Below are 23,858 nucleotides of genomic sequence, written 5' to 3'. Positions count from 1 at the left end.
GCGAGAGGAAAACGACATGTTTGAACGCATCATTCAATTTTCAATCGCCCATCGCTGGCTTGTATTACTTGCCGTGCTGGGCATGGCAGGATATGGAATATACAGCTACCAGAAGCTGCCAATCGACGCAGTTCCCGACATCACAAACGTCCAGGTCCAGATCAACACGGCGGCACCTGGCTATTCACCTCTCGAAACAGAGCAACGCATTACCTATCCGATCGAAACGGTAATGGCTGGTTTGCCTGACCTGGAGCAGACGCGCTCGCTGTCGCGATATGGTTTATCGCAAATTACCGTTGTCTTCAAGGATGGTACGGATATCTACTTCGCTCGCCAACTGGTCAATCAGCGGATACAGGAAGCAAAAGACAGTTTGCCAGCTGGCATCACGCCTAAGCTCGGTCCAATTTCCACGGGCCTGGGTGAAATCTACCTGTGGACTGTCGAAGCGAAGCCAAACGCCAAAAAGCCTGACGGTACCGGTTACACCGCAACAGACTTGCGTGAGATCCAGGACTGGATCATCAAACCGCAATTACGCAACGTGCGCGGTGTCACTGAGATAAACTCGATCGGTGGTTATGCGAAGGAATACCACGTCGCGCCTTCGCCCGAAAAACTCGCGTCTTACCATCTGACGCTGGAATCCCTGGTCACGGCGCTGGGGAGTAACAACAGCAATGTCGGCGCAGGCTACATTGAACGCCGAGGTGAGCAATATCTGATCCGTGTGCCAGGGCAGGTCAGCACGCTGGACGACATACGCAATATCGTTGTCGCCAATACCGGTGGGGTGCCGGTTCGCATCCGCGATGTGGCAACGGTCGATATCGGCCGCGAGCTGCGCACGGGCGCAGCAACAGACAATGGGCGCGAAGTGGTTCTTGGAACGGTGTTCATGCTGATGGGAGAGAACAGCCGTGCAGTCTCCAAGGCGGTAGCCAAACGCATGGAGCAGATCAACAAGACCCTGCCGCCTGGCGTGGAAGCCATCACCGTCTATGACCGAACCGTCCTGGTGGACAAGGCGATTCACACGGTCAAAAAGAATCTGCTGGAGGGTGCCATTCTCGTGATCGCGGTTCTGTTCCTGTTTCTTGGGAACATTCGTGCGGCGCTCATCACCGCGATGGTGATCCCACTCGCGATGCTGTTCACATTCACCGGCATGGTCAGCAATCAGGTCAGCGCCAATCTGCTCAGTCTGGGCGCGCTGGATTTTGGCATCATTATCGATGGTGCGGTGGTCATCGTCGAGAACTGCGTGCGGCGGCTCGCGCACGCGCAAAGGCATCACGGCCGTCCGTTGACGCGCTCCGAACGCTTCCACGAGGTCTACGCCGCTTCCAGGGAGGCGCGCCGACCGCTGATTTTCGGCCAGTTGATCATCATGATCGTGTACCTGCCCATCTTTGCTCTTTCTGGCGTAGAGGGGAAAATGTTCCATCCGATGGCCTTCACCGTTGTTACGGCCTTGCTCGGTGCGATGATCCTCTCGGTAACTTTCATTCCAGCCGCGGTGGCGCTGTTCATCGGGGATAAGGTTCAGGAAAAAGAAAATCGGCTGATGGAATACGCCAGAGCTCGGTACGAGCCCTTGCTCAAGCATGGAATGGCGAACAAACCGGTGATTCTGGCGCTGGCTGGGGCAATCATTGTGTTGTGCTTGTTAATCGCTTCACGCATGGGAAGCGAATTTGTACCCAGCTTGAATGAAGGCGATATTGCCATTCAAGCCTTACGGATTCCCGCTACCAGCCTGACGCAATCCGTCGAAATGCAAAGGCAGATCGAAACGACCTTGATAAAGACCTTCCCTGAGATCGAGCGTGTCTTCGCACGCACTGGCACTGCGGAAGTCGCATCCGATCCGATGCCGCCGAATATTTCCGACGGCTACATCATGCTGAAGCCGGAAGATCAGTGGCCCAAACCGAGAAAGTCACGTGACGAGCTGCTTGCGCAGATTCAAGAGGTAGTCGACAAGATACCGGGGAATAGCTACGAGTTCTCGCAACCGATTCAACTACGATTCAATGAGTTGATATCCGGTGTGCGAAGTGACGTCGCGGTGAAGGTGTTCGGTGACGATATGAATGTGTTGAATGAAACGGCAAATCGTATTGCCCAAGCTCTGAAGGGCGTCTCCGGCGCGTCTGAAGTCAAAGTGGAGCAAACCACCGGGTTGCCTATGCTGACAATCAATATCGACCGTGACAAAGCGGCGCGCTATGGCCTCAACATTGCCACGGTCCAGCAGGCGATTTCGACAGCGATAGGTGGTCAGGAAGCCGGAACCTTATTCGAGGGGGACCGCCGCTTCGATATTGTCGTCCGCCTGCCAGAATCGATACGTGGTGATCCCGAAGCGATGAAACGCTTGCCGATCCAGTTGCCGGCGACGAACCCGAACCAGAACGCCAGCTATATCCCTCTGGGGGAGATCGCTGGCCTGGATATTGCACCGGGCCCGAACCAGATCAGCCGTGAAGACGGCAAGCGCCGGGTAGTGGTCAGCGCCAATGTCCGCGGACGGGATCTCGGTTCCTTTGTTGCGGATGCCGAGGTGCAAGTCAACCAAAGCGTGAAGATTCCTCCTGGTTATTGGATAGCATGGGGCGGCCAGTACGAAAACCTTGCATCGGCAGCACAACGACTGCAAATCGTGGTGCCAATCTCCTTGCTGCTGGTCTTTGTGCTGCTGTTTGCCATGTTCGGCAATATCAAGGACGGTTTGCTGGTCTTCACGGGCATCCCGTTTGCCCTGACGGGCGGTGTGATCGCACTATGGTTGCGCGGGATTCCCTTATCTATCTCGGCTGCGGTCGGCTTCATCGCACTGTCTGGCGTGGCCGTGTTGAATGGATTGGTGATGATCTCGTTCATTCGCAACTTGAGGGAAGAGGGAAGAGCGTTGTCTGATGCCATCCATGAAGGAGCGATGACACGGTTGCGCCCGGTATTGATGACTGCGCTTGTCGCCTCACTCGGCTTCGTGCCGATGGCATTGGCCACCGGTACCGGAGCCGAAGTACAGCGACCACTGGCAACAGTGGTTATTGGCGGCATTTTATCCTCGACGCTGCTGACGCTGCTGGTATTGCCGCTACTGTACGAGATTATGCATCGTGACGATGAATCGACTGGAATGAATGGCGCACAGGACAGTTCATGGTACGCGAGACTCCTGTTTTGGAGGCGGCGAGCTTATCCGAAAGGAGCGACATGATGCGACACGGGCATTCTCACTTGGGTCATTCGCATTCCCACGTGCCGCAAGGTGAGGGGAGTGAGAAGGCATTGCTGCTCGCGCTGGGTCTGATTACCGACTTCCTGATCGCTACAGTGATTGGTGGCATATTGACCAGCAGTCTGGCGTTGCTATCCGATGAAGCCCATATGTTTACTGATACCACGGAGCTAGCGATCGCATTTGCCGCAATCCGTATTGGTAGGCGACCAACGAACAGAATGCGAACCTTCGGTTACTACCGTTTCGGGATTCTGGCTGCTGCATTCATCGCTGTATTGCTGTTCGGTGTCGCCTTATATATTCTCTTTGACATCTATCGGCGCTTGCAATTACCGTCAGAAATCCAGTCCGCCGGCATGCTGATCATTGCCATACTTGGGTTGATAACCAACCTCGTCAGCATGTGTGTTCTGTCCGGTGGTAAAGACAAGAGCATGAAGGGGCCGTATTTCGAAGTGAGGAGCGATATGCTTGGTTCGCTTGGTGTTATTGTAGGCGCCGTCATCATCCGCTATACGGGGTGGACATGGGGCGATTCTGTAGTAGCAGTGGCAATCTGTTTTTGGGTGCTACCGCGAACGTGGACCTTACTTAGAAGCAGTCTCAATGTGCTGTTGGAAAGTGTGCCAGGAAGAGACTAGCGTTGCGGATATTGACGGTCCTTGCGTGCCATACTTGGGGGACGTCCCGACCTTCACGTATGGGACATTCCAAGTGGAAAGACCAGTCTAACAGTGCATCTCGTTAGTGATTTAGTAGAGGAATATCCGTGATTGCTATTGTCAGTCGTACGAACCAGAGCACGAACATTAATAGATAGCAGTTTTATGAAGGAATATGGCGCGATTGGTTCGCTGACAGCGCATTTTCGATTCTCGCCTGTCCAAATGGATCTACGGAGTCAACGTAGCGCATAGCAGATTGAACACTCTTCCATCCGACATATTCCATCAAGGTTTTTAGATCCCATCCATTGGAAGTCGCCCAGTTGGCAAATCCACGTCTCAGCGAATGGCCGCTATATTGATCTGCAAATGGCACGTTCGCAGATGCGAATGCGATACGTAGTAACGGTACGAGGCTGTCTATATGCAGTCCGCGATCGCCGATGTGCCCCCAGCGATCGACGCGGCGAAAAACTGCCCCTTCAGTTAGACCTCCCGCGTAGATCCAGTCCAAATACGCTTCGACTGGGCAGAGTCGGGACAATGCAGGCACTTTAAAAAATGTTCCTTGGTTGTTGCGGTCGCCTTTGGTGCGCGACAAAAACACCGTCATCCCTGCGCCGGAAACGACCTCCACATTTTGCACTTCCAATCGCGATAGCTCGTCTCCTCGAAAGCCTCGCCAAAATCCCAGTAAAAGAAGAGCCTTGTCACGGGAATGACGCAAAAATGTGGGCCTGTCGCCGCAGTCTTGGGCATGCTGGATTTCTTGATTCAGCCATTTAGAGACTTGATCGAGCTGCGCCAGCTGCAGCGGCCGTGCCTGCTTTTCTCGCGCTGGATGCAGCGCTTGGATACCACGCATGGTCTTTTTTACTACCGGCGCTTTTGTCGGATCCGGAAAGCCTTGGTCGACATGCCATTGCGCTAGTCCGGCAAGACGTTGGCGCAACGTACTGACGGATAGATTGCCAGCATAGTCGGCTAGATAACGGGCAACACTATCAGCCGTTGCCGGTAAAAATCCTCGCCACTCGATCTCGAAGTGCCTGATTGCCCCATCATAGCTTTTACGGGTGTTTTCCCGTATGGCGGCTTGCAGGTATTGCTCGACTTTTGTGACACCAGACATTACTTCACAACACGCAAGCCAGTTTTCGGAGCAGACGGCGTCAAGTTGTACATATGTGCAACTTCGTCGTAATACAGGTGCAGAATCGCGGCCAGTTCGTCATGGGAGTAACCCATGTTGTGGGTGAGATTGGTCACCAGGGCGTCCATGACGCTGGGAACCTCATGAGGAAAATCCAGTGAAGCTGGCTCACGTAAGCGGAAGTTCCGTGCCGACATTTGACGCCACAGATAGATGTATTTCCCCTGATCGATGCGATTGAGCGTTGAGGCGCGATAAATCAGCGATGCCATCGACACGCGCCACAGCGGTTTCATGTACGCGGCTTTTTCGATCGTCAACCCATTCAATTCTGGACCAATATCGCTTTTCGGCATCAGCAATGCAGACGCAAACTGATCGGCCTGCTTCTCCATGTCTGGCGTTGGATAGTCATGCAGAATCAAATGCCCTAGTTCATGGGCCAGTGAAAACCGCATACGGTCAGCCGGCTGATTGCGATTCAGGAAAATAATTGGCGGAAGGCCTGGAATACGGTAGCTGACACCATCGATGCGCGCTGCTTCCATGTCACAGTGCACAACCAGACAGCCGGCACGTTCGGCAAACTCCGTTAACGATTTGATTGGACCACGGGGCACGTACCAGGCGCGGCGCACGTGTTCGGCGATTGTTTCGATGTCGCCGTTATAGTCATCCACGTCATACTGCGGAAAAGGCAATTCAGGTGCAAAATCGACGCTCGATAGAAACGTCCGAATATGCCCGATGCGGACATTCAATTCCGCAATGACGCGATCGAGCACTTTCTGTCCGACCGAAGCCTTTTTGCGGAACATCGGATGCGCACTCATCGGTGAGCCGTATTCACGCTCTGCCTGATAAAAGAATGAGGGAGAGCAGTGCAGGGCTGAGGCCAGCTTATGTACGATCTCTTCCGTTGGTTCACGCAGGCCTTGTTCAATCTTGGACAAGGTTCCTTGGCCAATCCCACATGCATCGGCCAATTGGGCCTGCCCCATGTCGCGCATGCGGCGACGCAGGCCCAATAAATCCGGGCGAAATACCGCGTTAGGAATCGACGCCTGAGCTTCCATATTGCTTCTTGTCTATTTGATCTGTCTTCGGTTTGATAATCCGGTCCGCCACAGAGCCCGTTTCGGGGGCGGGTTCCAGCGGAATAAGCGGCTGTACATTGTGCCTGTCGTCTGCTTCGTCGAGCAAGTCAATCGACCAAACAATTTGCTTCTTGTGTCGTTGAATCAAAACGATGCGCTCAATGTCTGTTTCGGCCGTGTTCAACACATAAAGTAATTCTAGACGGACAATTCCGCCGAACAAATCCTGATCCTGATCATGAAACGCCAATGCTGTCTGTGTAGGAAAATTGCGGGAAAGTAGCTTATCCGTCCCTTTTTTCATGCGGATAAAGATTCGCCCATCAATCAGGATGCCTTCCCATTCCTTGACCGTATCAACAGTGACGTCCTCGCGGCCATCAAACTGCCGTTTGGCATGTGCCAACATCTGGTTCCATACAATGGCTGCTCGCACACGCTTATGTTGCATCTGTGCTGCCAACCGGTTATCCCGCCAATCCTGCCAGGCGGCACGCATGATTTGTTCGAAATCGTTGAAAAATGGACGTAGCAGAGTATCAGCTTGGGACTTGATCAGAAACGGCATACAGACTCCATAGGATCGGAATGTCTGAATCATATGCCGCAACAACAAAATATTCAACAAATTATTCCAAATATTATTCCGACGTTGATTTGACAGCCATCATCGTTGCAAATTCGCGTCCTGATTAAAGCTTTATTCGTTGCATTAACGATCGTGCTGCCTAACGCTGCGGTACAGGCAAGCACCGTGCTAAATGTGCATTCTGGAGGCATCACATAGGATAATTTTTTATTATCTGGCATCAATCAGTTCAAATTTTTCTCCAGAATTGCGGTATTATTAGTATGTATATACGTGGTACGTACCACGGTATGATATTGATTGAGGACGATCCAATGGCGCGAAGCGGTCTATATAAGACTGACGTGAAAAAGGCACGTGATGCGTTGTTGGCGCTTGGCCGGCACCCATCGCTTGATGCCATACGTATTGAATTGGGCAATACCGGCTCCAAAACAACGATCCACAAATACCTGAAGGAACTGGAAGACGAAGAGGGCGGTGTTGCTAATGGCTGCATGACCGTCTCCGAGGCAGTGCTGGACCTGGTGGAGCGGTTGGCCATGCAGTTGGAAAACGAATCGCGCGCCAAGATCGATGAATGTCAGGTACAAGCGGCTGAACGCGAGCGGTACCACGCGGACACTGCTGCCGAGTTCAGGGCGCAAATCGATTCCTTGACTGCCCAGCTTGACCAGGTACGAAACGCTTACAACGCTCTGGCAGATAGTCAGGAGCAACGCCGAACGCAACTCCAATCAGAATCGATTGCGCGACATACGGCTGAACAGCAAGTGGCTGATCTCAAAGAGCGCCTTTTGGAAAACGAAGGGCATCGACGTTCGCTGGAAGAAAAGCATCAGCATGCCAGAGAAGCGCTGGAGCATTATCGACACTCGGTAAAAGAGCAGCGCGATCAGGATAGTCGCCGGCATGAGCAGCAAATTCAGCAACTACAAGCCGAAATGCGACACCTCCAGCAAAGCCTGGTCGTTAAGCAAGAAGAAGTGACGCGGCTCAATCAAGAGGGAAGTCGACTGGTCAATGAAATTTCACATGCTGAATTGGCGCTACGCGAACGGGATACCCGTCTGCATCAGACCGAACAGAAAATAGATGTGTTACGGCCATTCCAGGAACGCTGCAACTTGCTTGAAAAGGATTTGGCGCAAAAGGAGAAAATGTTGGTCGAGCGCGATACACAATATGCGCGGTCCGTTGTGGATCTACAACAGTCGCAACTACAGCTTGCCGCCGCGACCGCTCAAATTGATTCTCAAGAAAACCGGATTGCAGAGCTGCGTGGGTTGCTCGACAAATTCCAACCCCAATCCCTAGGGGAAGGGTAGAAGAAGGTGGCTTACTGCATCCTGTCGTAAGCCACCAATCACATCGTCAATCTTAATGGCAGTGATAACCGCCATTTTTACGATCATTGTGGCAACCATTTTTATCGGTTCCGCCCGAATGAGCAAAGGCTGCAGAGCTCATCAAAAGCATGCATGCCACGGCTAATAGTTTTTTCATGTTTCCTCCCAAGTAATTCATGCGCAAATGGCGCCCGATAATTATTCAGGAAGGTGAGATCCGATACTAGGAATATTTACCAACAATTTGTTAATTTGTCATCATTGCAGTTGAAGGCGAATCGCATAACCAAGTCTCAGTCGTCAAAGTTAGGAAATTTCGATAACTTTCCTAACTTTTCTATACTTGCCTTATCTGGCATTGATATCTTGGCTGAAATTTCTACGGTACGCTCTAAAGTGAATATTCGCATCAAAACTTCCATCGATTCGCATCGCAACCTTGCCATCTGATCGCATAACAAACCTGCTACGGGTCGCATCTGAAAGTTGCCATCTATTCGCATGGCAAACTTGCCACTACATGGCGCTTGATGGGCAGTTGGAATGATCATCACCCAGATCAGTACGCCCACCGCCAGATTGACCTGGGCGATTTCCATGCCGCCAACTACACGTACCACGGAAGGGAAGACCTGCCCGATGCCGATGACAACAATGCATAGCGCGACCCAGACCGTCAGATATCGCTCAAAAAAACCAATGCTTGGTGCTGCCTCTTTCGCGACGGCCGCTTGTGAAGCTGTCATGACGGTTAGGCTGCGACCGGTGTTTCACCAATCTTGCGGAGTTCTTGCTGGATGGCGTGCTTTTCCAGCACGTGCAGTGGAAGGCTGAGGAAAGTATTCATCCGCGCCAGAATCTGACGATATATCTTTTCAAACACGGCACGTTTTTCTTCATCAGTACCTTCTGCCGCAGCTGGATCTTCAAAGCCCCAGTGTGCTGTCGCTGGGTGCCCTGGCCAGTGCGGGCAGGCTTCGCCGGCCGCGTTATCGCAAACGGTGATGATGAAGTCCATATGTGGCGCGTCTGGTGCGGCGAACTCATCCCAGCTCTTGCTGCGCAAATGGTCGACTGGATATCCAGTGCGGGTCACCATCTCAATTGCGAACGGATTGACCTTGCCGCCCGGATTGCTGCCAGCGCTGAAGCCCTTGAAGCGGCCTTTGCTCATGGTGCTGACAAGCGCTTCTGCCATGATCGAGCGTGCGGAATTACCGGTGCAGAGGAAAAGGATGTTGTAGGTTTTGTCGGTCATGATGTCGCGATCGAGGTGGAAGTTAAGAACGGATGGTTAGCAGCCCGAGCTGCTTTTGTCTTTGGCGGGCGCGCAGCATGCCGCAACGGGAATAATCGTGGGTGCCGGTGCGCAGCAGGCCGTTTCGGCTGGCTCTTCGCGCGATTCGCTGAACACCGGAATGCTGTCGAGCGTGTGATAGCTCTCCCAGGCAATCCCTTGCGGATCAATAGTCCAGTGCTTGTTCGACTTTGCGTAGCAACATGCGGCGTCTACCTGCGTTTCGATTGGTAGATCGGCCTTCGCAAGCCGCTCGTTCATCTCTTCAAGCTCTTCCTCGGTTTCTACTTGAAAGCCCAAGTGGTCGACGCCAATGGCGTTCGAGCGCGATGAGATCGCGAAGTTGATGCGTGGGTCTTCGAGCATCCACTTGGCATAGTCAGACTTGACGACTGTTGGTTCTGCATTAAACAGCGCCGAGTAAAAACGGATGTTGTGCGCCAGATCGGCCACACGGACATGGACATGCATGCGTTTCATGACGATTCTCCTTCAGGGCAGCAGGCGGGGGAAGCCGGAGTGCAAGGGTTGCCGCCGCAGCAGTTTTCAGTGAGGTAGGCCAGCACGGCATTCATGGTTTCGTACTTGGCCGAGTAGATGACAAATCGCCCTTCCTGCCTTGAGCTCGCCATATTGGCCATGACGAGTTCCTTGAGATGGAACGATAGGGACGAAGGAGCCAAGCCTGTTAATTCGGCCAGCTTGCCGGCGGGTAGACCTTGCGGTCCGGCCTGAACAAGATGACGGAAAACGGCGAGCCGCGACTCGTGCGCGATGGCACTTAGCGCTTTGGCGATTTCTAATTCTTCCATATTTCAATAATAGTCGAAATAATGGAGATAATCAAATCATTTGGCATGGTCGGTTACTGTACGTATGTCCAGTATAGAATGCGACATTGCAAACAACTTTGCCCACTATCCATGAGTGCTCAGCCTAATGCATCCAGTTTAGAAATTCGTACCTTCGGCAGCTTCGAAGAAATTCAAGCACTCGATCAGTTTGAAGTGAATGCACCACTCAACCCGGCTAATTACAAACGATTGTTTGGCGACTATCACTTACCGGAAAAAGTGCGCTGCTGTGTGCAGAAAGAAAATGGAAAACTGTGCGAGGAACCACATAATCATGGCTGGCTTGTCGAGAGAGCCGACGGAAAGTTGACTTTGGTCGGAGGCGATTGTGGCGTGAACAAATTCGGTGCCGATCGCCGATTGATGGTCGATCTCAGTCATTATCGGAATGAAAAGGCGCGGCAAGAGCGCATCGCCTCATTATCGGAAGCGCTTACAGCCAAGTCCGAGCGCCTTGGAGCGCTAGGAAAGATGCAGGCGGACGTCAAAGCCCTTGAAGCTCGGATGCAAAAGACAACAAGTCAGTTCGGTTTGCTGACCACGAGACGTTTACAGGACATGGTCAGAACGCGTCGCTATGAAGTCTTCATTACTGCCACACGGCAGCGAACCGAGACAGATTCGAATGGACACACGACATACGAAAACAGCTCATTCCAACACCGGCTTGGAAGTCTTGCCGCACTTGATCTGGTTACTGCAGGAGCATTTAATGCGCTCTACGATGCAGTCAATGACATTGTACGTGCGTACGAACTTGCCGAAACATTGATCCAAGAGCCGGATTTGCGACGTAAATCTAAGCAAGTCAATGCTGTTGCAGGAAGGCTGCAACAATATGTCGGATCTATCCAAGAAGGGCAGCGTTTACTCGATCTTGAGCGAAAATTTTTCGAGAATGATTTTTCCCTGTTCTGTTTTCTGACAAAGGATAAAAACGAGCGTGCCAAGGCCGCTAGGCTGGCTATGTCTCGGTTAGGGAAAAAATCTGAAAAGATCGAGCCAGGGAATTGGCTGGCCAAACACGAGGCGAATATCAAAGAACAGCTACAAGTACATAGCATATCGATCGGATAAAGACAGACGGAGGAAGAATCCTCATGAGGAAGCGTCTTCTATCGATAAAGTATTTGAAGTGGAGAATGAATGGCACGTCCAGACGCGACGATTCTAGTAATTGACCTTGAAGCGACTTGCTCGGATGACGGCTCTATCGTTGCAGAGCAGATGGAAACCATCGAAATCGGTGCGTGCTGGGTTGGGCCCGAGGCAACGGTTCTGGGACGCTTTCAATCGTTCGTGCGCCCCGTCAGAAATCCAAAATTGACTACGTTTTGTACTTCTCTCACAGGCATTCACCAAGGTGATGTGGATAGCGCGCCATTGTTTCCGGATGCGGCGGTATTGCTCCACCAGTTTGTCGAGCAATATCGAACCGCAACATCAATCTGGGTGAGCTGGGGTGCATACGACCAAAAACAAATCATGCGGGATAGCGCTTTGCATGGAATTGCCGAACCGCTTGGCCTCCCGCACCAGAATGCCAAGCGATTATTCGCAAAAGCGCAGCGCATCGGTAAAGAGGTTGGGATGGTCAAGGCCTGTCAACTAGCTCGACTCACGCTGGAGGGAACGCATCATCGTGGTCTCGATGATGCGTTGAATATTGCGCGCTTGCTGCCCTGGGTGTTTGGAGAAAAAACGCTCGGCCAAAATCCATAAATCAGTTTGTGGCATTGAACTGATCGCATAACGCTTGGTCTGCGTAGGCAAATTTGCCATGCGAATCGATGGCAGGTTTCAGATGCGTTAGGTGGCAGCTTTGAGATGCGAATCAGTGGCAATGTCGATGCGTATACTCACTAAAGGTCTTGTGCAAATGCACTGGTTTGGTTATAGTGATTTCAACATAGCCGCCACGCCTCTTAACAATGCGCAACCTTGGCGGCTTTTCTTTTTCTGGCAATCGTAGCGGATCGTCATGATTAGTAAGACACGCGACAGAACTGCGAAGTGTTGGGGAAAGTAGCGCCGGTTGGACGAAAATTTAGTGCCACTGACGCATTGCGAGACTGACTCTCAATGTACAATTCCGTCCAAGACGATCCGAGAGCGAGTGAAAGACGGACGTGCTGCCCAAAGAAAATTGGGTCCTGCGGCTAGCAGGGGAAACAGAATCTCGCAAGGTAGCCTACTACCGAGATCAGGCCCTTCGGGGCCTTTTTCTTTGGTATCTCATTCCGTAAAGTCACACTTTGATGACGTCTACGCGCTCCACGTATCTGTTAGGTACAGGTTAAATGCGATTCGCAGAATGAAAATTATTTTTCTAGATTTTGACGGCGTTCTGCATGATTTTCCTCCACCTCAGGACAGTGCGAAATTATTTTGCAATCTACCGAGGCTTGAGGCAGTACTAAGAGAATACGTAAATGTACAAATCGTAATTAGCAGTAGCTGGCGGCAAGATTACGCACTTCCGTACTTGAAAACCCTGTTTTCTCAGGACATTGAGGATGCGCATGAAAGTAGCCATTGATCCGCACGCCAAAGTAGCCATAAATTCGCATCTCATAGTAGCCACAATTTCGCAGCGCTTTTGCCGCCGCCTTCGCTTTGAAGAATTTATTTATTGACGTGGTTATAGATGTGAGACTCGCAATGTAGGTATATCTACGATGCATTGAACTTATATGACGTGTCAGCGAAGAAGGCTGGCAGGACCGCTAAGGTGGCGTTACTGCGGCTTGGCATTAATTTCGCATTGGAGTGCAACACGCACTACAGTTCAATATAAGTTTGAAGGCGAGAACCAACCGCAATTTTTTTAACGTCCCGGCTGTCCCCTCTCAGGGAGTCGGCTGTTCGCCGTAATGTGCGTGGAGGCAAAGCAAGAGCGCGCCGACCACGATCGACATGTCCGCAATATTGAATGCGGGCCAATGCCATCTCATCAGGTAAAAATCCAGCCAGTCGACAACGGCGCCCCGCGTTAAACGATCAGCAACATTGCTCATCGCGCCGCCAATTAGCAGGGCAAACGATGTCGCCGTTTTTTGCAGTGGATGCAAGACGATCGATATGGTGAGCGCAGCTGATATGCCGACGCCGAGTGCGATCAAAAACCAACGTTGCCACCCGGATTGGTCGGCCAGAAAGCTGAATGCCGCACCTGTATTGAGGGCATGAACCAAATTGAAAAAGGACGATACCGGCCATACTTGCCCCAAGTCCAAGGTCGACTCTATCCACCGTTTGGTCAACTGATCAAGAGCGAACACAATGAAGGCGAGCGTGAGCAGGCCCGTGCGGTGCCGCCTTCTTGCTTGGAGCCAGCGTTGCTCCGTTGAGGTCTCCTGAAAGGGAATATCCATCAAGAGAGTTTCAAAATGCGTTGAGCACCACGCATGACAATCAACGCGATGAAGGTGCCGATAATAAGATCCGGATACGACGAATGTGTCCAGTGGACAAGCAAGCCGGCCACGATGACACCGATGTTCGCCAGCACATCGTTCGCAGAAAAGATGTAACTCGCTTTCATGTGCACCCCATGATTCCGTTTTTGGGAAATCAGTACCAGGCAGCTCACGTTAGCGATCAGGGCAAGTACGCCGATCCCCATCATCAGGTCCGACTCCGGTTCGCTGCCGAACGTGAACCGGCGTATGACTTCTACCAGCGCGCCGACGGCCAGAATCATCTGTAGCCAACCAGCGATATGCGCTGCCCGGACCTTCATGTGCGCGGCCCCGCCAACCGCGTAAAGCGAAAGCCCATACACGGCAGCGTCGGCGAACATATCCAGAGAATCCGCGACCAGCCCGGCCGATTGCGCCATTAATCCCAATATCATTTCGACGGCAAACATGGCGCCATTGATCGCCAGCAGCAGACGCAGCGTGCGCGCTTCTCCTGTGTCGTCTGGTGCCGCCGTCGCGCTGACCGGTCCGCTGTCCGCCATTGTTGTCTGCGTAATCGATGCACCGAGATTCAAAGGGCTGAGCTTGGCAAGAATCTCTGACGCCGGCACCTGGTGCACGACCTGCAACTGACGGCTTTTTAGATCGAACGACAAACGCACGCTATCACCGTATTCCTGAAGCGCCATGCGGATCAGGTTTTCTTCAGAAGGGCAATCCATCTTCGGTATGGAAAAAACAGTTTGCTGATAACCGCTGCTGCCTTCGCCTACCACACGCGTTTCTTTCACCGACGCCCCAAGATTCAATGGCGACAGGCGTGCGAGCAAATCGGCCGGATCGGCACTGTGCGTGATGTATAACGTCCGATTCGGCAAGTCGAAACGCAATGAGGTGACGGGCTCGTCGGCTAACGCCATGCGGATCAGATTCTCTTCAGATGGACAGTCCATCTTCGGGATGCTGAACGTCGTTTCTTGATGCGTTGACTGCCGATCATTTAGAACCGATAGTGGCTCGGAGCTGGCCAAGGTCGCGCCTAGTTTCAAAGGCTCAAGGCGTGCAGATACATCGTCAGGTATGCCGTCATGCTCGATCGTCACACGTCTGTTCTGAAGGTCGAATGCAAATTGGTGGACCGGTATGGCTGCCAGTGCCATCCGAATCAAGTTCTCTTCTGAAGGGCAATCCATCTTCGGTACCGTATAGGTGCTACGGTAACGGTTGTTTCCCTGCTGACTCGTTTCTGCCGCCATGTTGTCCTCCCGCGTCAATTCTTGCAGAATAAAGCTTATAGTAGCTATAAGGTCAAGGAGGCTTTATGAAAATAAGCGAATTCGCGAAAGCGGCTGGCTGCCAAGCGGTGACCGTGCGCTTCTATGAGAGCAAGGGGCTGTTGGGTAATCCTGGACGCACGCCGGGGAACTACCGTGTCTATGGCGAACAAGATTTGGAGCGTCTGCTCTTTATCCGCAATTGCCGCGCACTCGGGCTGGCCATGCAAGAAATAGCCAGACTCATTGAGTTGCAAGACAAGCCGGACTTATTGTGCGATGACGTGAATCAGCTGATCGACGACCATTTGTTCGACGTAGAGCGGCAGATGCAAGCGTTGCAGACGTTGCAAAGCCAACTTGCCGGTCTGCGTCGCCGTTGTGATGCACAGCGCAGGTCAAGCGAATGTGGGGTACTGCATGCGCTCGCCGTCGAACAATTCAAATCGGGCAATACGAACCGAGCCAAACGGCAATGACGCTATTGGCCCCGTTAAGACGCCGTCTACATTCTGGCAGACCGTACGTTGTACATTACGCTTGCAACAATGATGGCCAATATTAGTAATTGGGCAGCAACCGTCTGCGTCGTAGGATAAATGCCAAGTAAATCGACTTGCGGGAAGGTTATGGGCGTGATGTCGAATACGCCGACCTTCTGTAAAGCCGCCACGCCCTTACCGACCATGACGAAGGCCAGGAGGGCGACCAACGCGGAGCTGGCAGCAAAGAACTGACCGATCGGCAGTCGGGCGGATGTCCGCAGGAGAATGAAGGCAACGACAGCCAAAATCAGAATGGCAGCAGCCATACCCAATAACATATACGCCCCGTTTCCACCGGTCCACAGCGCAGCGTAGAACAACACCGTCTCGAAGACTTCGCGATATACCGTCACGAACGACAGAATGAAGAGCATGAATGCCGAGCGCCCATTCAGCGCTGAAGACAACTTGTCCTTCACGTAGGCCTGCCAGCGACCAGCCATGCTTTTTTGATGCATCCAGATGCCAACGCCCAGCAAAACGACGGCGGCAAAGATCGCTGAAAATCCTTCTGTCATTTCCCGGCTGGCGCCGCTGAGATCGACCAGATACGTCGCCACGGCCCACGTGACGCCGCCACCAGCCAAAGCGACTACCCAGCCCGCATGCACATACTTCAAGACGTCGCGACGGTCGGCTTTCTTCAAAAACGCAACCATGGCAACGACGACCAGCAACGCTTCGAGCCCTTCGCGTAGCAAAATGGTGAAGGCGCCAAGAAAAGTGGCAAGTGGATCGTCAGTTGCGGTTGTTAATGCATCTTGTGCTTGGGTCAGCTTAACTTGCAGTGCTTGTTCCGCCTCTTTTGCTCCTGCGAGATCACCGCGATTGACGATTGCCCGGAATGCACCCATTCCTTTTTCAAGATCATTGAATAGCGCATTGTTTTTGGCAGACAGGGCCGGTTCAGCAATCTCGAAGCCATCGAGATAGGCTGATAAGGCAAGTCGGGAAGCATTGGCCTTATCGCCTGCCTGCAAAGCTTGTACGCTTTCAGTCAGACGTTTCTTCGCCAAAGCGAGGCTATCTTCGTTAGAGGCCATCACCTGGCTAGGTTCGTTACGTAAGTGTGCCAGCAGTGGACGCGCACCGGCACCGACCTGTTTTTCCAGTCCCGCCTCAGTGGCTTGTGTCAGCGCGTTCAGGTCCGGTACCGCGTTGCGCAGCGCCCCATTGTCTGTCCATGCTTTTTTGCCCGCTTCGCGGTCGGCATCGCTGTACGACATCGTGGACGCGAAAAATGCAATCGACCAACGGTCGTCTTCAGACAGCTGCGTGAACGCTGGCATCGACGTGCCTGCCACGCCGTGCGAAATAATCTGCTGCAGTGAAAAAACGCTGCGTTCCCGTGCACGTTCGTGATCCGACAGTGCGATCGGAGGTGGATTCAAGCTTTTGGCCAGAGGACCGTCGCCATGCCCGGCAGCGCCGTGGCAAGAGGCGCAATTTGCTTGATATAAAGCCGCTCCGCGCTTGAGATCAGGCGCCTGCGTCGGCGACAACGGCACCGGATAGACTTTTAATACGTCTGCAGCCAGGGCACGAGATTGCGCGGCCACTTGCTCCGGCGACGCTTTCGCCGCGATCAGTTCCCGCAATTTGCTCGCTTCGGATACGAGCTTTGCGCTGGCGTCTGTTTTAGGCAGTTCGGACAGTTGCTTTTCGGCGTTTGCGGAAAATTCCTGCATCTCTGCGTATTCGTCCTTGCTGGCGACAGCGCCGTTTTGGACGGCCGCGCCGTAATCTACCGCCAAGTAATCAAGGATCTGCCAGATCTGCTTGGCTTTGTCTTGTGTGGTCGCGTCCTGCGCATGGCTGACTGTGGTGCTTCCCAGGGAGAATAAGAAACAAGCGATAAAAAGTAAGGGAGATATAAAACGGGCGACACGCATGATCGACAGACAAGAATGAGAAGTATTCTATTTTAGACAGGAACTGTTGCTTTTCAAAGGATAGGCGAACAACCGTTATAATCTGCGTAGGCTATGCCCTGAGATGGTGCGTTTTCAGGTGCAATCCCAGTCGAATAGATAGGCCAAGTTCAAGCTGATAGCATTGAGCAACGGTCAGAAACTGTTTGTGCTAATTATCTTACTGGGTGCGGCCGCCTCGGCGGTGTTGGCCTGCCATGGCGCCGCATTAATACTGACGCCCATCGTGATTGCCATACTACTGGCGCTGCGTTAATTACCCTAAGCTGCGTTAAGCGATGAACAGCTGCCTACCGCCATGGTACGTACTCCAATTCTGATCAATCGGCCCTTCGTTGCCACGCCAATAGGCACTAAACTGTGCTGCCCATCGGAGTTGGTATTGGACTTTCTGCCGCCACCGGCAAAAGGAGCAGTTCTTAAAAGAAGACGGTGAGGCAGTACCGGACAGCGAGGGACGACGTGTCGACTGAATTACCGAACGTCCAGCCTGAACATTTTCGGGTTCCGACTAACGCGGATTTCCACGGTGTAGGCAGCTCACGTCACGCGCCGCGGTTCCTGCTCCTGTATGGGTCAGTACGCGATCGCTCGTACAGCCGTTTACTGACCATGGAAGCGGCGCGTCTACTCGAAGTGATGGGTGGCGAGGTCAAGGTGTTCGACCCTCGTGACTTGCCGCTGCCAGACAGTGAGCCGGATACGCACCCAAAGGTGCGGGAACTGCGCAGCCTTGCGGAATGGGCCGAAGGCATGGTCTGGTGCTCACCGGAACGTCATGGCGCGATGACTGGCATCATGAAGGCCCAGATCGACTGGATCCCATTGGCCATCGGTGCAGTACGGCCGACGCAAGGTAAAACATTGGCCGTGATGGAAGTATCGGGTGGATCGCAGTCGTTCAATGCCGTGAACCAGATGCGCATACTTGGCCGCTGGATGCGCATGATCACCATTCCTAATCAATCGTCGGTCGCCAAGGCGTTCTTGGAGTTCGATGACGTTGGGCGTATGAAGCCATCCTCTTACTACGAACGTGTCGTCGATGTAATGGAAGAATTGTTCAAATTCACATTTCTCACGCGGGACGTATCACCGTATCTGGTCGATCGATATAGCGAGCGACGCGAGAGCGCGGAAGAACTCAGCAAACGAGTGAATCAAAAAGCTATTTAAGCATCTCGATCGCTTTCGTATTTGGAAGTGCGCCATGGCGCACCTTCAAATACGAATGATCCCATCAGCGCGTCTGCTTTTCGCTCAGTGCTGCTTTTCCGGTCTTTTTCGTGACCACTCCCTTGATTTTTCGCAGAGATTCGCCGCTCAACTGCATCGAGTACGAGCTATGCGCAATCCTGTCCATGATGGCGTCAGCGACCGTTTTGTTATCCAGCGCGTCATGCCAATGGCTCATGGGAAATTGGCTGGTGATGATCATCGACTTTGCACTGAGCCTGCTATCGACCAATTCGAGCAAGTCGTTCTGCGCACGTTTGCTGAATGTCTCTATGCCCCAGTCATCCAAAATCAGCAGGTCGAACTTCTTCAACTGCTCCAGCCGCGTGCTGAATAGCCCAGAAGCGCGAGCCGACAGCAAGCTTTCCATCAACACCGGTACGCGAACGAAGTAACTCGATAGCCCAAGCCGACAAGCGTAGTTGGCAAGGGCGCAGGCGATCCATGTTTTTCCCGTACCAGTAGGACCGGTAATCACCAGATTATGTCGAAGCCGTACCCAGTCGAGCGTTGATAAAGTGAGCATGCTGGATTTGTCTAGCCCACGAGGCGATCGGTAATCGATATCGTCTATGGAAGCATTGATCGGTAGCCTGGCTTTTTTCAATAAAAGCTGCAGACGTTTGCTCTCACGTAACGTGGTTTCGTGATCCACCATACTTCTCACCCGATGTTCGAATGGTAGGTCCTGCATATTGGGATTGTTGATTTGCCGACTCAGCTCCTCGGCCATGCCAAACAATTTCAGTGTTTCGAGTTGTTGAATAGTGTTATTGATCATGATTCGATTTCCTTATTGTTTGTCGATTGCAAAAGTTCGCTGTAGTAGTCGGCGCCTCTGATATTTTGGTGGGCTATGTCGCTTGGATTTTCCGGCTCATCGTGCTTCAACAACTGGTCCAAGTTTTTGGAAAGGATGTTGCGCAACGCATGCGTGCCAGTCACATTGTTTTTCACGGCATAAGTGCATGCTTCTTCCAGTCTGGTCTTGCCATAGCTTTTAAACAGTTCTTTCATTGCTTGTGTGATGCGATAGCCCAGCAGGTAACCTCGGACCTTGGCAAGTTGCGTCTTGAGTAGCGTTGCGGTATTCAGCCCAACTTCTGTTGTGGCCCACGCCAACGCTTGCGGCTCATTCCACTGCAGTACCGCTCGGTGACTCGGGTGCTGATGTTCTGCGAGGGTTGTCGCCTTATCGGGCTCCAAACTACGCGTATGCGTGACAATGCATTTGCCTCGGTGCAGCAAGTCAAGAGAGTGAGCTGTGAGGCAATATTCGAATTCGTGACCTTTGAGGTGGTAAGGCACGCTGTAGAAATGGCGGTCGACGCAAACGTGATAGTCCTGCGCCGCACGCACCTTTCCCCAGTCTGCAAACTCGTATCGCTGTGCAGGTAAAGGCATGAGGGCCGGTTGTTCGAACTCCAGCCATTTTGTGAAACGCGAACCAGGCAATTTCTGAAATGAACGCCGGTTCAGTTTTTCCAGTAACGCACCTATCTCCTGATTCATCTCGTTCAGAGAAAAAAACTTGCGGCTTCTCAAAGAAAACAAAATCCACCGTTGTGCCAGCAACACACCTGCTTCCGCCTTTGATTTGTCCCGCGGTTCCCGTGGACGCGCTGGAAAGACATAAGTGCCGTAATAGCGGCACATCGCGTTGTACGATTCGTTAATCACCGGGGCGAATCGGTCTGCCTTGGTAACCCCAGCTTTCAAGTTGTCCGGAACAACAATACGTGGCACGCCGCCAAAGAATTCAAACATCCTCGAATGTGAACCAATCCAGTCCCTCGACGTCTGGGTCCAAGTCGCTTCGCAAAATGTGTAATTTGATCCGCCCAACACACCGACAAATATCTGGACCTTTTTCAGCTCTCCGCTATCAGGATCTGTCACGGCCAGCGTCTTGCCGGAATAATCCACGAAGGCGACCTCGCCAAACACTGCTGTTTGTCGCATCGATACCTGCAGCGATTTTCTAAATCGGTTATAGCGTCTGCAGAACTGCGAATAGCTGATCTGATTTTTTAGCGGGACGCCTTCTCGCCATTCTTGGTAAAGAATTCCCAGCGTTGCACCTTTTTGCCCGAGCGCCGCATGGACCGCTGCGAAATCATGTACCGGCGGATCGGTCTTTTTTTGCCTTTCAGTGGAAGGGAATAGGGCCTTCTCTAGTTGATCGTCATCGATGTCAATCGATAATGGCCACGATAGCTGCGCTGTTTTAAAACGTTCCGCATATGCCGTAACGGTCCTGCGACCGACGCGTAAGAGCCGCGACGTTTCTCTTACGGATAATTCTTTTGTGAATATGCACTCAAGGACATCGCGAATTTTTCGCATGTCGGTTCTCCTGTTGGCCATGGCTGTATCTATCGCTGCCAAAGGCAGCAATTTCATGAGCGCCACACGGACGTGGCTAGGCACTTCGATTAATTCAAAGTGTTGACAGAGGATTTGGGAAGGGAGATACTGAGCGCGGTTCTTGGAGATCCAACGCTGTACAAAAGGCTTGTGAGTTGACGCTCACAGGCCTTTGTCGTTTCTACCCCCCGCTATGCGGTTTGGGCTAAGTCATGATGACGCTCCTTCACTTGTCGCCGGACGATGTATTCATTTCCGTAACGGCTCGTTCTCGTTGCTCTGCAAGCCATGCAGCGACATCCTTGACCAAGGCGAATTTGCCTTTTCTGTTTTCAATATCGAAGATCGGGATTGGGACGGTTTTTCTGAAAATCGCTTGCCGGAACGCCTCCTTCGACGGATAGCCCAACACAATGCGCAAATTATCATTGGACACCATCGGCCCATAGCGATGCATCAGCTCTCGCTCCAGCAACGTGGCCATCGGTTCGTCAAACTTCAGGTCGGTCATGGCGCTGCTGGTAACTCGCTGTTACAGGGTTGTTTAGTCATCGAAAGCTTAGCAACCTAGAAACGCGCAGCCAATCTATATATTCCCCCCTTAATTTCGCTCTTTTTTAATAATCCGCGATTTCGTAACTCATTGAATAAATGAGATATTCCATCTATAGTCGAACCGTTCTTGACACTTTATCGACTTGTAAATGGCGACGATACGATCAAAAAGGCGCGATGATGAAGTCGATGCAATCCGAACAATCAATTGGTTCCGATACCTTGGCGATGAACTCGGCACCTACATTCCTCGTCACGTTCAACGATATTTGGAGCCGGGTAAGTCCGACCACGACATTCACGGCATCAGGATTCGCAATAACAAGTACCTTGAATATTCACAAGGTCTCCATGTTCCTCGTGAGTCGTTGATAACGCATGCGAACCAGCTGATTCCGGGATCAGGATGGGAAATCAACCACGTACTATGGTCTGTCTTGCGCCATAAGGGATCGATCAGCGGCCAAGAGCACGGATGGTTTCGACATCTTGTGCCCGAGATTCAAATCGTCGTTTTTGAAGCGAATAATGAGATTCGGTTGAAAGGCGGACGGCACTATCTCGGGTCTCTCGAGCGTCGTGCCAGTGTGGATAGTTTGGCCGCATTGACGATCTTGTTGCGCATGAATTACGAGCGCCAAGATAGCGAACAGGTATGGGAATGCGGGAAAAGTATCTACCGTGTTTTGCTCATGCTCGGTGACGAGTTCAACGATCGGCAGATAGGGGCAAGATTGTTTGCGCTTTACTCCGAACGTGTCTTTAGCCTGGTCAAGCATGCCGGTCTCCGGATGTATGTTGAGGAGTGCAACTATCCGGTTGTGTCACAAGCGCTGTGTGAATTAGCTGAGCACTTGCGATATCGGGCATCGGGTCCCCGGGATCGGAAGCAGGAAAGCTTCTATGCTTTGCAGCTTCTGAATGGCGAACGTAGTCAGTTTTTGCGCGACTTCTTTCAGCCATTAGTCGGCCCAGATCTTGATCTTGGACCGCCTACCGAAACGAGCTTGTACAACTTGAAAGCGATGCGTGACGCAATTTCTATATCGGAGAATGCGATGCCACCGACAACTGATACCGCGGAATCGAAAATGAAAAACAGGACCAAGAAAAGACGTTTCCATATGCGTCGCATTGCAGAGAAAAGCGCCAGCGGAGAGAAGGCGCTTGAGATGAAATTGGCACTTTTTGACCCTAAGCTGCATAGCGGCGAAGTGATGGATTTCGAACCGATTGGCCGAGAGTTTGGTGCCAAGGCCGGTCGATGATTCTATTTTTGGATTTTGATGGAGTACTGCACCCGTTTCCAACACCGGAAGATTCGAGTCAGCTATTTGTAAATCGAGACCGTCTAGAAAGCGTTCTCCGTGACTATCCGAATGTGAATGTCGTAATTAGCAGCACATGGCGCGAAAGCCTTTCACTCTCTGCATTGGCAGCACTCTTTTCCTCTGATATTCAAAGCAGAATCGTTGATGTGCTGCCTGTCATTGAGATACATAGCCTGGCTGATATGGAAGCCATTCGATTCAGAGAAATACACCAATATCTCAACGGCAGTTCTGACAATTGGGTTGCGCTTGATGACGACCTGGATCTGTTCCCTAGTGGCTGCGCCAACTTGATTCAATGCGTCGCCGGATTCGGCGATGCGGAAGCGAAGAAGCTGCGAAGTTTCCTTTCGGCGGAAGGTTGATAGCGTCTAGTCAGGCCAGGCCATCGAAACAACGTAATCTGGACGCATATTCCGTGTGGATAAAACTCACACCTTGGCGATGGCTACTTTTACGTGCGGCTAGGTGGCCACTTTGAAATGCGAAAGCATGGCTACATTGCAGTGCGAATTAGTGGCGCACTTCATGCAAATACTCAGGACATTGCTTCGAGAGTAATTGACGTTCTTCCCATTATTGATATTGAGAGTGTTGAAGACATTAATGGGATACGTTTTAGAGAAATAGAATGTTATCTGGCTGGGCGCGACATTCCTTGGGTCGCTTTGGATGATGATGATGGATTATTTCCACACCAATGCAGAAATCTTATTATCTGCGAGGCCGGTTTCACCTCGAAGGAAGAGGCAATTCTCAGAAATAAGCTTAAAGACTAATGTTGAAGTCCCAACGTTGGGACCACTCCATTCAGTCAGGCATCAAGGCACTGAAAATACCTGAGTGAAGGATATCAAGCGAAAAGTTAAAACTCCTTTTTATTCATATAGTTATATGGAGTTTTGACAAATTTTGCACGAATCCCGGCCGAACCTCA

At 51.9% G+C, this 23,858-nt stretch carries 24 protein-coding genes and 2 pseudogenes; 12 read left to right on the top strand and 14 right to left on the bottom strand.

The genetic code is table 11. The features are described 5' to 3' along the window. Window positions 1–16: 16 nt before the first annotated feature. Entirely contained in the window at window positions 17–3,232 is a 3,216-nt protein-coding gene (locus IEV40_RS14390; protein ID WP_188422779.1) for a CusA/CzcA family heavy metal efflux RND transporter, read from the top strand. Then, entirely contained in the window at window positions 3,232–3,897 is a 666-nt protein-coding gene (locus IEV40_RS14385) for a cation diffusion facilitator family transporter (RefSeq protein ID WP_443093955.1), read from the top strand. The genes IEV40_RS14390 and IEV40_RS14385 overlap by 1 nt, the downstream gene beginning before the upstream one ends. A 184-nt stretch (window positions 3,898–4,081) precedes the next feature. Here IEV40_RS14385 and IEV40_RS14380 read toward each other — a convergent pair whose 3' ends face one another. From IEV40_RS14380 to IEV40_RS14370, 3 genes are read right to left on the bottom strand one after another with little or no spacing between them, the layout of a single operon-like run. After that, the gene (locus tag IEV40_RS14380) at window positions 4,082–5,053 is read right to left on the bottom strand and encodes a site-specific integrase (RefSeq protein ID WP_188422778.1); all 972 of its coding nucleotides are present in this window, start codon (window positions 5,051–5,053) and stop codon (window positions 4,082–4,084) included. Continuing rightward, entirely contained in the window at window positions 5,053–6,150 is a 1,098-nt protein-coding gene (locus tag IEV40_RS14375; protein ID WP_188422777.1) for a helix-turn-helix domain-containing protein, read from the bottom strand. The genes IEV40_RS14380 and IEV40_RS14375 overlap by 1 nt, the downstream gene beginning before the upstream one ends. Then, window positions 6,125–6,739, bottom strand: coding sequence for a hypothetical protein (locus IEV40_RS14370; RefSeq protein ID WP_188422776.1), 615 nt, complete (start codon window positions 6,737–6,739; stop codon window positions 6,125–6,127). The genes IEV40_RS14375 and IEV40_RS14370 overlap by 26 nt, the downstream gene beginning before the upstream one ends. Before the next feature lie 311 nt (window positions 6,740–7,050). On the opposite strand from IEV40_RS14370, the gene IEV40_RS14365 reads away from it, so the two are divergent. Further along, complete coding sequence (locus IEV40_RS14365) at window positions 7,051–8,088, top strand: DNA-binding protein (RefSeq protein WP_229724166.1); 1,038 nt, start codon at window positions 7,051–7,053, stop codon at window positions 8,086–8,088. Between the two features lie 52 nt (window positions 8,089–8,140). On the opposite strand, the gene IEV40_RS14360 is transcribed toward IEV40_RS14365, so the two are convergent. The 5 genes and pseudogenes from IEV40_RS14360 to IEV40_RS14340 all read right to left on the bottom strand — a co-directional run bounded on the left by IEV40_RS14360 (window position 8,141) and on the right by IEV40_RS14340 (window position 10,218). Continuing rightward, window positions 8,141–8,266, bottom strand: coding sequence for a YHYH domain-containing protein (locus tag IEV40_RS14360; protein ID WP_188422775.1), 126 nt, complete (start codon window positions 8,264–8,266; stop codon window positions 8,141–8,143). Window positions 8,267–8,648: 382 nt separating this feature from the next. Further along, window positions 8,649–8,855 (bottom strand): annotated as a pseudogene (locus IEV40_RS14355) (arsenical-resistance protein); the annotation flags it as partial. A gap of 5 nt (window positions 8,856–8,860) precedes the next feature. Next, complete coding sequence (locus IEV40_RS14350) at window positions 8,861–9,367, bottom strand: arsenate reductase ArsC (RefSeq protein ID WP_188422774.1); 507 nt, start codon at window positions 9,365–9,367, stop codon at window positions 8,861–8,863. 36 nt (window positions 9,368–9,403) lie between these two features. Next, window positions 9,404–9,886, bottom strand: a complete 483-nt coding sequence (locus tag IEV40_RS14345) for an ArsI/CadI family heavy metal resistance metalloenzyme (RefSeq protein ID WP_188422773.1) — start codon at window positions 9,884–9,886, stop codon at window positions 9,404–9,406. Continuing rightward, window positions 9,883–10,218, bottom strand: a complete 336-nt coding sequence (locus IEV40_RS14340) for an ArsR/SmtB family transcription factor (RefSeq protein ID WP_188422772.1) — start codon at window positions 10,216–10,218, stop codon at window positions 9,883–9,885. Before IEV40_RS14340 ends, IEV40_RS14345 begins: the two co-directional genes overlap by 4 nt. 111 nt (window positions 10,219–10,329) lie before the next feature. Between IEV40_RS14340 and IEV40_RS14335 the strand changes: the two genes are divergently transcribed. The 3 genes from IEV40_RS14335 to IEV40_RS14325 all read left to right on the top strand — a co-directional run bounded on the left by IEV40_RS14335 (window position 10,330) and on the right by IEV40_RS14325 (window position 12,799). Beyond that, window positions 10,330–11,337 carry a hypothetical protein gene (locus tag IEV40_RS14335; RefSeq protein ID WP_188422771.1) on the top strand — a complete coding sequence of 336 codons (1,008 nt, stop codon included), beginning with the start codon at window positions 10,330–10,332 and terminating at the stop codon, window positions 11,335–11,337. A 69-nt stretch (window positions 11,338–11,406) separates the two neighbouring features. Then, the gene (locus IEV40_RS14330) at window positions 11,407–11,982 is read left to right on the top strand and encodes a 3'-5' exonuclease (protein ID WP_188422770.1); all 576 of its coding nucleotides are present in this window, start codon (window positions 11,407–11,409) and stop codon (window positions 11,980–11,982) included. Window positions 11,983–12,574: 592 nt separating this feature from the next. Next, complete coding sequence (locus IEV40_RS14325; protein ID WP_188422769.1) at window positions 12,575–12,799, top strand: HAD domain-containing protein; 225 nt, start codon at window positions 12,575–12,577, stop codon at window positions 12,797–12,799. Window positions 12,800–13,109: 310 nt separating this feature from the next. On the opposite strand, the gene lspA is transcribed toward IEV40_RS14325, so the two are convergent. Then, window positions 13,110–13,634: a signal peptidase II gene (gene lspA, locus IEV40_RS14320; protein ID WP_188422802.1), complete on the bottom strand. Its 525-nt coding sequence runs from the start codon at window positions 13,632–13,634 to the stop codon at window positions 13,110–13,112. Beyond that, the gene (locus IEV40_RS14315; protein WP_188422801.1) at window positions 13,634–14,635 is read right to left on the bottom strand and encodes a cation efflux transmembrane domain-containing protein; all 1,002 of its coding nucleotides are present in this window, start codon (window positions 14,633–14,635) and stop codon (window positions 13,634–13,636) included. Before IEV40_RS14315 ends, lspA begins: the two co-directional genes overlap by 1 nt. A gap of 368 nt (window positions 14,636–15,003) precedes the next feature. On the opposite strand from IEV40_RS14315, the gene cadR reads away from it, so the two are divergent. Continuing rightward, window positions 15,004–15,435: a Cd(II)/Pb(II)-responsive transcriptional regulator gene (gene cadR / locus IEV40_RS14310; RefSeq protein ID WP_188422768.1), complete on the top strand. Its 432-nt coding sequence runs from the start codon at window positions 15,004–15,006 to the stop codon at window positions 15,433–15,435. A 26-nt stretch (window positions 15,436–15,461) separates the two neighbouring features. Here the strand turns inward: cadR and IEV40_RS14305 are convergent, their stop codons facing one another. Next, on the bottom strand, window positions 15,462–17,393 hold the full coding sequence (locus IEV40_RS14305; RefSeq protein WP_188422767.1) for a cytochrome c/FTR1 family iron permease: 1,932 nt from the start codon (window positions 17,391–17,393) through the stop codon (window positions 15,462–15,464). A gap of 169 nt (window positions 17,394–17,562) precedes the next feature. On the opposite strand from IEV40_RS14305, the pseudogene IEV40_RS14300 reads away from it, so the two are divergent. From IEV40_RS14300 to arsH, 3 genes and pseudogenes are all read left to right on the top strand, one after another. Beyond that, a pseudogene (locus tag IEV40_RS14300) lies at window positions 17,563–17,685 on the top strand (ArsB/NhaD family transporter); the annotation flags it as partial. A gap of 45 nt (window positions 17,686–17,730) precedes the next feature. Next, a complete protein-coding gene (locus IEV40_RS14295; protein WP_371870064.1) occupies window positions 17,731–17,868 on the top strand; it encodes a thioredoxin domain-containing protein in 138 nt (45 codons plus the stop codon). 26 nt (window positions 17,869–17,894) lie between these two features. Next, complete coding sequence (arsH, locus tag IEV40_RS14290) at window positions 17,895–18,608, top strand: arsenical resistance protein ArsH (RefSeq protein ID WP_188422766.1); 714 nt, start codon at window positions 17,895–17,897, stop codon at window positions 18,606–18,608. Window positions 18,609–18,672: 64 nt separating this feature from the next. On the opposite strand, the gene istB is transcribed toward arsH, so the two are convergent. The 3 genes from istB to IEV40_RS14275 all read right to left on the bottom strand — a co-directional run bounded on the left by istB (window position 18,673) and on the right by IEV40_RS14275 (window position 21,546). Continuing rightward, window positions 18,673–19,449 carry an IS21-like element helper ATPase IstB gene (gene istB, locus IEV40_RS14285; RefSeq protein WP_229724164.1) on the bottom strand — a complete coding sequence of 259 codons (777 nt, stop codon included), beginning with the start codon at window positions 19,447–19,449 and terminating at the stop codon, window positions 18,673–18,675. Then, window positions 19,446–21,071 (bottom strand): IS21 family transposase, encoded by a 1,626-nt coding sequence (gene istA / locus IEV40_RS14280; protein ID WP_188422765.1) that lies wholly within the window; start codon window positions 21,069–21,071, stop codon window positions 19,446–19,448. Before istA ends, istB begins: the two co-directional genes overlap by 4 nt. A 190-nt stretch (window positions 21,072–21,261) precedes the next feature. After that, window positions 21,262–21,546: a hypothetical protein gene (locus tag IEV40_RS14275; protein ID WP_188422764.1), complete on the bottom strand. Its 285-nt coding sequence runs from the start codon at window positions 21,544–21,546 to the stop codon at window positions 21,262–21,264. Between the two features lie 193 nt (window positions 21,547–21,739). Here IEV40_RS14275 and IEV40_RS14270 point away from each other — a divergent pair, with 193 nt between their 5' ends. Together IEV40_RS14270 and IEV40_RS14265 are read left to right on the top strand one after the other, a co-directional pair. After that, complete coding sequence (locus IEV40_RS14270; RefSeq protein ID WP_188422763.1) at window positions 21,740–22,858, top strand: hypothetical protein; 1,119 nt, start codon at window positions 21,740–21,742, stop codon at window positions 22,856–22,858. Beyond that, a complete protein-coding gene (locus IEV40_RS14265) occupies window positions 22,855–23,286 on the top strand; it encodes an HAD domain-containing protein (RefSeq protein ID WP_188422762.1) in 432 nt (143 codons plus the stop codon). The genes IEV40_RS14270 and IEV40_RS14265 overlap by 4 nt, the downstream gene beginning before the upstream one ends. Window positions 23,287–23,858: the final 572 nt, after the last annotated feature.

The organism is Oxalicibacterium solurbis (assembly GCF_014635845.1).
In the GTDB taxonomy this organism is placed as follows: domain Bacteria; phylum Pseudomonadota; class Gammaproteobacteria; order Burkholderiales; family Burkholderiaceae_D; genus Oxalicibacterium; species Oxalicibacterium solurbis.
Note: the sequence above shows the minus strand (reverse complement) of the source record. Positions and strands in the feature narration are given on the sequence as shown.

Bases quoted from the DNA above. Each gene is read 5' to 3' on its own strand.
- IEV40_RS14390 (WP_188422779.1), top strand. From the start codon at position 17: ATGTTTGAACGCATCATTCAATTTTCAATCGCCCATCGCTGGCTTGTA.
- IEV40_RS14385 (WP_443093955.1), top strand. From the start codon at position 3,232: ATGCGACACGGGCATTCTCACTTGGGTCATTCGCATTCCCACGTGCCG.
- IEV40_RS14380 (WP_188422778.1), bottom strand. From the start codon at position 5,053: ATGTCTGGTGTCACAAAAGTCGAGCAATACCTGCAAGCCGCCATACGG.
- IEV40_RS14375 (WP_188422777.1), bottom strand. From the start codon at position 6,150: ATGGAAGCTCAGGCGTCGATTCCTAACGCGGTATTTCGCCCGGATTTA.
- IEV40_RS14370 (WP_188422776.1), bottom strand. From the start codon at position 6,739: ATGCCGTTTCTGATCAAGTCCCAAGCTGATACTCTGCTACGTCCATTT.
- IEV40_RS14365 (WP_229724166.1), top strand. From the start codon at position 7,051: ATGATATTGATTGAGGACGATCCAATGGCGCGAAGCGGTCTATATAAG.
- IEV40_RS14360 (WP_188422775.1), bottom strand. From the start codon at position 8,266: ATGAAAAAACTATTAGCCGTGGCATGCATGCTTTTGATGAGCTCTGCA.
- IEV40_RS14350 (WP_188422774.1), bottom strand. From the start codon at position 9,367: ATGACCGACAAAACCTACAACATCCTTTTCCTCTGCACCGGTAATTCC.
- IEV40_RS14345 (WP_188422773.1), bottom strand. From the start codon at position 9,886: ATGAAACGCATGCATGTCCATGTCCGTGTGGCCGATCTGGCGCACAAC.
- IEV40_RS14340 (WP_188422772.1), bottom strand. From the start codon at position 10,218: ATGGAAGAATTAGAAATCGCCAAAGCGCTAAGTGCCATCGCGCACGAG.
- IEV40_RS14335 (WP_188422771.1), top strand. From the start codon at position 10,330: ATGAGTGCTCAGCCTAATGCATCCAGTTTAGAAATTCGTACCTTCGGC.
- IEV40_RS14330 (WP_188422770.1), top strand. From the start codon at position 11,407: ATGGCACGTCCAGACGCGACGATTCTAGTAATTGACCTTGAAGCGACT.
- IEV40_RS14325 (WP_188422769.1), top strand. From the start codon at position 12,575: ATGAAAATTATTTTTCTAGATTTTGACGGCGTTCTGCATGATTTTCCT.
- lspA (WP_188422802.1), bottom strand. From the start codon at position 13,634: ATGGATATTCCCTTTCAGGAGACCTCAACGGAGCAACGCTGGCTCCAA.
- IEV40_RS14315 (WP_188422801.1), bottom strand. From the start codon at position 14,635: ATGGACTGTCCATCTGAAGAGAATCTGATCCGCATGGCGTTAGCCGAC.
- cadR (WP_188422768.1), top strand. From the start codon at position 15,004: ATGAAAATAAGCGAATTCGCGAAAGCGGCTGGCTGCCAAGCGGTGACC.
- IEV40_RS14305 (WP_188422767.1), bottom strand. From the start codon at position 17,393: ATGCGTGTCGCCCGTTTTATATCTCCCTTACTTTTTATCGCTTGTTTC.
- IEV40_RS14295 (WP_371870064.1), top strand. From the start codon at position 17,731: ATGGTACGTACTCCAATTCTGATCAATCGGCCCTTCGTTGCCACGCCA.
- istB (WP_229724164.1), bottom strand. From the start codon at position 19,449: ATGATCAATAACACTATTCAACAACTCGAAACACTGAAATTGTTTGGC.
- istA (WP_188422765.1), bottom strand. From the start codon at position 21,071: ATGAAATTGCTGCCTTTGGCAGCGATAGATACAGCCATGGCCAACAGG.
- IEV40_RS14275 (WP_188422764.1), bottom strand. From the start codon at position 21,546: ATGACCGACCTGAAGTTTGACGAACCGATGGCCACGTTGCTGGAGCGA.
- IEV40_RS14270 (WP_188422763.1), top strand. From the start codon at position 21,740: ATGGCGACGATACGATCAAAAAGGCGCGATGATGAAGTCGATGCAATC.
- IEV40_RS14265 (WP_188422762.1), top strand. From the start codon at position 22,855: ATGATTCTATTTTTGGATTTTGATGGAGTACTGCACCCGTTTCCAACA.